Origin of the sequence: Micrococcus sp. HG099 (assembly GCF_024723355.1) — a bacterium.
Lineage (GTDB): Bacteria > Actinomycetota > Actinomycetes > Actinomycetales > Micrococcaceae > Micrococcus > Micrococcus endophyticus.
The window spans coordinates 1-6787 of sequence record NZ_JANQCJ010000122.1; the positions used below are offsets into that span (position 1 = coordinate 1).

Annotated in this window: 8 protein-coding genes and 1 pseudogene; 4 read left to right on the forward strand and 5 right to left on the reverse strand. The window is 74.3% G+C overall.

Annotation, left to right across the window (positions count from 1 at the left end):
* Window positions 1–128 (forward strand): annotated as a pseudogene (locus NWP10_RS09785) (dTDP-4-dehydrorhamnose reductase); the annotation flags it as partial.
* Window positions 129–177: 49 nt separating this feature from the next.
* Window positions 178–1212, forward strand: coding sequence for a hypothetical protein (locus NWP10_RS09790; protein ID WP_258300765.1), 1035 nt, complete (start codon window positions 178–180; stop codon window positions 1210–1212).
* Here the strand turns inward: NWP10_RS09790 and NWP10_RS09795 are convergent.
* On the reverse strand, window positions 1209–1664 hold the full coding sequence (locus tag NWP10_RS09795; RefSeq protein WP_258300766.1) for an acyl-CoA thioesterase: 456 nt from the start codon (window positions 1662–1664) through the stop codon (window positions 1209–1211). The two genes, NWP10_RS09790 and NWP10_RS09795, sit on opposite strands and share 4 nt — an antisense overlap.
* An 86-nt stretch (window positions 1665–1750) precedes the next feature.
* Between NWP10_RS09795 and NWP10_RS09800 the strand changes: the two genes are divergently transcribed.
* Window positions 1751–2113: a serine/threonine protein phosphatase gene (locus tag NWP10_RS09800; protein ID WP_258300767.1), complete on the forward strand. Its 363-nt coding sequence runs from the start codon at window positions 1751–1753 to the stop codon at window positions 2111–2113.
* A 104-nt stretch (window positions 2114–2217) separates the two neighbouring features.
* Here the strand turns inward: NWP10_RS09800 and NWP10_RS09805 are convergent, their stop codons facing one another.
* Window positions 2218–2904, reverse strand: a complete 687-nt coding sequence (locus NWP10_RS09805) for an SGNH/GDSL hydrolase family protein (RefSeq protein WP_258300768.1) — start codon at window positions 2902–2904, stop codon at window positions 2218–2220.
* Window positions 2905–3078: 174 nt separating this feature from the next.
* Window positions 3079–3219, reverse strand: a complete 141-nt coding sequence (locus NWP10_RS09810; protein ID WP_258300769.1) for a hypothetical protein — start codon at window positions 3217–3219, stop codon at window positions 3079–3081.
* 214 nt (window positions 3220–3433) lie between these two features.
* Between NWP10_RS09810 and NWP10_RS09815 the strand changes: the two genes are divergently transcribed.
* On the forward strand, window positions 3434–5089 hold the full coding sequence (locus NWP10_RS09815; RefSeq protein WP_258300770.1) for an ABC-F family ATP-binding cassette domain-containing protein: 1656 nt from the start codon (window positions 3434–3436) through the stop codon (window positions 5087–5089).
* A 172-nt stretch (window positions 5090–5261) separates the two neighbouring features.
* Here NWP10_RS09815 and NWP10_RS09820 read toward each other — a convergent pair whose 3' ends face one another.
* Together NWP10_RS09820 and NWP10_RS12490 are read right to left on the reverse strand one after the other, a co-directional pair.
* Entirely contained in the window at window positions 5262–5711 is a 450-nt protein-coding gene (locus NWP10_RS09820; RefSeq protein WP_258300771.1) for a GNAT family acetyltransferase, read from the reverse strand.
* A gap of 9 nt (window positions 5712–5720) precedes the next feature.
* A complete protein-coding gene (locus NWP10_RS12490) occupies window positions 5721–6167 on the reverse strand; it encodes a GNAT family N-acetyltransferase (protein ID WP_375162483.1) in 447 nt (148 codons plus the stop codon).
* Window positions 6168–6787: the final 620 nt, after the last annotated feature.

The following is a 6787-nucleotide window of genomic DNA, read 5'->3' on the forward strand; positions in this document are numbered from 1 at the left end:
TGGCCACCATGGCCTCGCTCGCCAAGCGAGGGATCGACCCGGCCGTCGTCGACGACCAGCACGGCCGACTCACCTTCGCCGAGGACCTCGCCGACGCCCTCCTGCACCTGGTGACCACGCAGGCGCCGCGCAGGCGAGCGGGAGCGATCGGCGTCGTCGGGCCCGTGGTGGGCGGCCGTGGGCACCGCCGTCGGGTGCCTGGTGCTGGCCGGGCTGATCGCCCGGCCGCTGGCCGAGGCCGCCACGGCCGAGCCCGGCTGGGACCTCACGGGCTCGGACGAGGTCGCGAGCCTCGTGGTGGACGGCATGCCCCAGGGCGTGCTGACCGAGGAGCACCTGTCCGTGGAGGACGTCCGCGGCTACCTCGAGGAGACGCTGCCGGCGGGCCTGGACGTGACGGTGGCCGTGCGCCCCGCCGCGAGCCACCTCGTGCCGGACCCCTCCGGCCCCTCGAGCGAGAGCATCATGGCCCTGGACCGTTCGGCGACCCTGGACGGGCTCGTCCGCCTGAAGGCCGAGTTCCCCGACCTCCTCGAGCCCGGCACGGGGGACCTGCGCCCCGGCGCGGTGATCGTGCCCGTGTTCACGACGGCGGGCGGGCAGGTGATCGTGGACGCCTCGCTGACCGGGGTGGTCGCGTACGGGACCGAGAGCTGGCTGGAGGGCGGCGGCTTCGAGCGCATGAACGTCTCGCGGGGCTGGGAGCCCGACCTCACGGAGGTCAGCGTGGCGCACGAGATCGAGAACGTGGCCCGCGGCGTGCAGTCCGAGGGCGCCTTCGAGTCCGACGTCGAGACCTCGACCCTGTGGGCGCTGCTCACGGTGAGCGGCGGCATCGTGCTCCTCATGCTCGCGCTCGCGGCGCGGGCGGTGGGCGGGGCGATGGCCCGGCGGTTCGGGGTGGGTCCGGCGCGCGGGACGGTGGCGCGGGCGCGCGGCCGCCTCGAGCGGCTCATGCTCGACCTGGACCTCCAGCGTCTCGACGCCGTCGCCGTGCTGGGCCGCGGTCCCGCCGCGGACGCGCGCGAGGCCGAGCAGCGCCTGTGGGAGTCGGCCCTGGTCAGCGCCTGGCGGGAGGCGGACGAGATCGAGCGGCTGCCGCTGCCGCAGCAGTGGGACGAGGACGTCAAGCGCCGCGCCGCCGCCCTCGCCGCGCGGGTGGAGGACCTCGTCGCGCACCGCAGCGACGTCGCCGCGCGGGCGGAGCTCTAGCGCGCCGTGTCCTGCGGGAGGCGGTCGCGGTCGAAGGTGATGTCCGTGTAGCCGTGGGGCACCGGGTTGCCGTCCTCGTCCAGGGACACGAACACGATCTTCTCGATGGTCAGGATGACCTCGCCGGTGATCATGTTGCGGACCTTGGCCCGCATGGTCAGCGAGGTGCGGCCGAACTTCACGGCGCGCAGGCCCATCTCGATCATGTCCCCCTGGCGGGCGGAGGAGCGGAAGTTGATCTCGGAGATCAGCTTGGTCACGGAGCGCGGGTTGCCGAGCTGGATGATGGCGTAGATCGCCGCCTCCTCGTCGATCCAGCGCAGCAGGGACCCGCCGAAGAGGGTGCCGTTGGCGTTGAGGTCCTCGGGCTTGACCCACTTGCGGGTGCGGTAGGAGACGTCGTCGTCGGCGGCGTGGCCGTGGTCCGCGTTCGGGGCGGTGGAGGTGTCCATGGCCCCACGCTAGTGCGCCGCGCGGACTCCGGTGCCGAGTCCCCGCGCGGGGGTGCTCGTGTGACGCGCGCCCTACGCTGGGGACCATGAGCGCCCCCTTCGACCACATCCGACGCGACGACGGCGAGCACGTCGGCTACCTCGAGATGACCGACGACGGGCTGTTCGTGCCCCGCGACCGACTTCGCCGCGTCTGCGGTGATCCCATGGAGCTGGAGGAGGCGGAGGAGCTGCTGGACGCCGTCGGGCTGCGGATGCTCGCCGAGGACTGGCTGTTGGACGCCGCCGACGGCGGCGCGGCCCGGCGGGTGCGCATCCGCGAGATCACGCGGGACACGGTCACTGTGGCCCCGGTGCTCGACGACGCGGCGGTCGCCCTGTCCGTGGACCTTGCCCGGGCCGAGGTCCTGACGCTGCCCACGGAGCGGCTGCGGCCGGCCGACGGCTGACGCCCGTCTCGCCCGTTCGACCGACCCTCAGCGACATCACCGCAGTGCAGCGCCGCGGTGATGTCGCCGGGGCTCGGTGACTTCGGCGGGGCGGTGCAACGGGCTCAGCGCGTCGGCGCCTCCCCGCGGACCTGGCGCAGCACCTCGGGCAGGACGGCGCGCGCCCAGTCCCGGTAGCCGGCCCCGTTGGGGTGGAAGAGGTCGTGGGAGAGCATGCTGACCTGGTGGCGCAGCGAGGTGCGCCGGGTGGCCGCGTGCACGTCCGCGACGCCGAGGCCGTGGCGGGCGGCGATCACGCGGACGGCCGCATTCGCGCACTCCACGCGCGACTCGTACGGCGGGATGCGGAACACCGGGACGGTGCCGAGGGTCGCGCCCGCGGGCAGGCGCTGGGCGACCTCCTCGAGCGGGGCCGCGAACCGGTCCACGCGGAAGCGGACCGGCCAGGCGACGTCGTTCCCGCCGACCACGCACGTCACCGCGTCCGCTCCGTCCTCGGGCAAGAGGGGGAGCTGGTCCGCCAGCACGTGCGCGGCGGTGGCTCCGGAGACCGCGAGGTTGAGCACGCGCACGGTCCTGCCGGTCCGCTCGGCCACGCCCGCGGCCACCTGCGCCACGTACGACTCCTCCACGCGCGCGGCCCCCACGCCGACGGCGGCCGAGTCGCCCAGCACCGCCCAGGTCAGGGCGTCCGGGGTCCCGACGTCGGCGCTCGCCGCCGCCTCCCAGTGCGCCCGGTACTCGGCGTCCTGGGAGGCGGCGCTGCGCCAGCGCGTGCGTCGTTGCGTCATGCCGGACACGCTAGCGGCCTGCCGTCCCGCAGCGCGTTCCGGGACCGTGCGGGTGGGGCGGATCGACCTGACGATCGCGACATCCCCTGGGTTCTGCCGGCAGGTCATGTCGCGATCGTCAGGTGAGTCCGCGGCGGACGATGGCGGTGCGCAGCAGCACGGCCTCCGGGAGCGTCACGTCAGGCCCAGGCCGTCGAACGCGAGGGCGCACATCATCCGCCGCATCCGAGTGCCCAGCCCCTGGCCTTGGAACGGCAGGCCGAGCCACGAGCCGGTCTCCATGCGACGCGACCCGGCGACGTCGGCACCGTTCATCGCCTGCATGCCGACGACCCGCCCGCCCCGCCCGCTCTTGCCGCCGCTGATACCGTGGTCCGCATGGCATACAGAGGCATCGCATCGATGAGGCTCCGCTCCGCCCGCTGACGGCGGCGGCGACTCCTTCTCCCTGACTCCGCTCGCCGTCCTGGCATCCCGCCGGGCGGCCCCCTTCGTGCTGCCCGGCTCCATGACGAGCTGAGAGACCACGATGACTCTGACCCCTCCCCACGTCCCTGCCCTGCCGGCGGGCGCCTCCGCCCACATCCGAGCCGAGGGCATCACGCTCACCCTCGGCGACCGCACCGTCCTGGACCAGGCGGACGTGACGGTCTCCGCCGGCTCCCGGCTGGCGATCGTCGGCGAGAACGGCCGCGGCAAGACCACCCTCCTCCACGTGCTGGCCGGCACGCTGGCGCCCGACGCGGGCACCGTGACCCGCGCCGGCACCCTCGCCCTCGTCGAGCAGGACCTCGACGCCGACGACGACCGCACGGTCGGCGATCTCATCCACGACGCCATCGGGGAGTCGCTCGCCGTCCTGGACCGTCTCGAGGCCGCCACCCGCGCGCTGGCCGAGGGCCGGCCGGGCGCGGACGACGACTACGCCCGCGCGCTCGAGACGGCCACCGCCCTCGAGGCGTGGGACGCGGAGCGGCGCATCGACGTCGCCCTGGAGGGACTCTCCGCCTGCACGGACCGCACGCGCCCCCTGAACTCGCTGTCCGTCGGGCAGCGGTACCGCGTCCGGCTGGCGGTCGTGCTCGGGTCGGCCGTGGACCTGCTCCTGCTGGACGAGCCCACCAACCATCTGGACGCCGGGGCCCTGGAGCACCTGACCCGTGCCCTGCGGGAGCATCCGGGCGGCGTCGCGGTGGTCACCCATGACCGCGCCCTGCTGAAGGACGTCGCCGAGACCTTCCTGGACCTGGACCCCACCTCCGACGGGCGCCCCCGGCAGTACGCGGGCGGCTACGCGGGGTGGGAGAAGGGTCGGCGCGCCGAGCGTTCCGCCTGGGAGCAGGCGCACGAGCAGCAGGTGGCCGAGCATGCGGCCCTCGCCGAGGCGGCCGAGGCGGCCCGCGGTCGCCTGCAGGACCGGTGGCGCCCGGACAAGGGCACCGGCAAGCACCAGCGGGCCACGCGGGCCGCGGGCGTGGTGCAGGCCTTCAACCGCCGGGTGCGGGACCTCGAAGCGCACGAGGTCACGGTGCCGGAGCCGCCCCGGGCACTGGCCTGGCCGGCGTCGTCCACCCGGGCCGCCCGCCCGCTGCTGAGCGCCGAGGGGGTCGACGTCGCCGGCCGCCTGCGCGGGCCGGTCTCGGCGGACCTCACGGGCGGCGACCGCCTGCTGCTCACCGGCCCCAACGGCGCCGGCAAGTCCACGCTGCTGCACGTCCTGGCCGGGCGTCTCGACCCCACGGCGGGCCGCGTCCTGCGGCACACGGGCGCGCGGATCGCCCTGCTCACCCAGGAGGCCCCCGCCTGGAACCCGCGGCACACCGCGCGCCAGGCGTTCGAGGTGCACCTGCACCGCCGGGGCCTCCTGGCGGACGTCGACGGCGGGACGCCGCCGCTCGCCTCGCTCGGGCTCCTGGAGCCTCGGAGCATGGACGCCCCCGTCAGCCGCCTGTCCCAGGGGCAGCAGCGGCGCCTCCACCTGGCCCTGTGCCTCGCCGAGCGGCCGGATCTGCTGATGCTCGACGAGCCCACCAACCACCTCTCCGCGACGCTCGTCGACGAGCTGACGGAGGCCCTCCGCGCGACCCGGTCGGCGGTAGTCGTGGCCACCCACGACCGTCAGATGCTCCGCGACCTCTCCGCCTGGCCGCGGCTGGAGCTCACCGCCGAGGCGGTGGCCCGATGATGCCGACCGCCGCCGCCTGATGTCGAGATGCCGGGGAGAGTTCACACGACACGCGGTGAACTGCTCAATCGGTGGGTCGGCTCCACGGCCCTGTCGCGTTCGGCACGTGGAACGAGGTCGCGTTCGTCCGCCCCGACGTCTGACCCGCGTCCGTCGCGCGGCTCCCGCGTCGTCATCCCCCGAGTCGCTTCCCGAGGCCGAGCACGGGGTCCGGCTGGTACCCGGTGGCCGCCCAGAACTCGGCGCCGTCGGCGTTCGTCGCCAGCACCTGGAGGTTGACCTTCGGGCATCCGAGGCGGGCCAGCTCCTGCTCCGCGTGGGCCACGAGGGCGGTGCCGAGGCCTCCGCGCCGATGGTCAGGGTGGACGGCCAGCGAGTAGATCCAGCCGCGGTGGCCGTCGTAGCCGGCCATGACCGTGCCGACGACCTCCTCGTCCGACACAGCGAGCCAGAACAGGCCGTCGCCCCAGTCCAGCTTGCGGCGGATGCTCGGTCGCGGCGCCCGCTGCGGCCGCGTGGGGTCGCCGTACTCGGGCAGGGCGCGTTCCCACAGGGCGACGACGGCGTCCGTGTCTTCCGGCCTGACGGGGCAGATCTCGGCGGTGGGCGCGGGGCGTTCCATCCGATGATTCTATGCGCAGGCGGGGGCACTCTCGGGGCACGTCGGGCGGGACAGTAGGACGCCGACGCCGCCGGCGAACTCGATCCCGGCGAAGCGCGGCCCGGTCTCGACGATCTCGAGGCCCAGGGACGCGTGTAGGGCGAGTGAGGGGGCGTTGCCGGCGTTCACGACGCTGTGGAGGTCCCCGCCGCCGCGATCTGCGACCGCCCCGATCACCGCGTGCAGCAGGCGCCGGACGACGCCGGTGCGTTGGGCCTCGGGGGTCACCGTCAGCCCGGCGGTGAGCCACCGGGGCTGGGCCCCGGGGTGCAGGGCGGCAAGAGTGGCGCCAGACCGTCCCACGACCCGGGGGCTGTTCGAGCCGGCCCGCTCCGCGAGCAGTAGAACGGGGGCTCGGTCGAGGAGTCGGCGGGCGGCGGGCGCGTGGTCTGCCGGCGTGCCGCCTCGGGCGGCCATGGCGGCGGCGAGGTCGGCGGCGTCCTCGGCGCTGGTGGGGCGAAGCTTGGTTTCAGGAGGGGGTACCGGGGTCGGGATGGTGGGGTCGTCGATGATGTGGGGGTCTCGAGTTCCGGGAGCCTGCCGAAGAGACCCGGGCTGCAGGGAGTCAAGGGTCAGGTGCTCATTCTCGTATGCAGCATAGGTATGCGTTTGTGCGATCTTCGCTGCATCTCGACAGTAGCGACCGTGATCCCGTGCGCTGGTCAAGCGAGGGGCAGGAGGAGCCGGTGTCAACCCTTCAGACCCTGATCGGCGTATGAATCAAATTGGCGCGTTTCTGAAATCTTCGTTGCATCTCGACACCTGATCGGGGCGGGGCTCGCGTCCGGGGCCCTTCGACGCCATCGCCGTCGTCCGGGTACGCACCCGCCCCCGCTTGCCGCTATCCTCTCCTGAACGGTGTTCAGTGATCGCCTGCGCTCCCGCAGGCGTCCCCCTGGACGTCCGACCGCCCGACGACCATCACCCGCACGTCCCCGCCAGGAGCCCCCATGCCCACGTCCGACACCCTCGCCTCCGGGCGCCCCGCGCACAGCACCGACGACCGCCGGCCCCGCCGGTCCTCCGCCCGCCCCGGC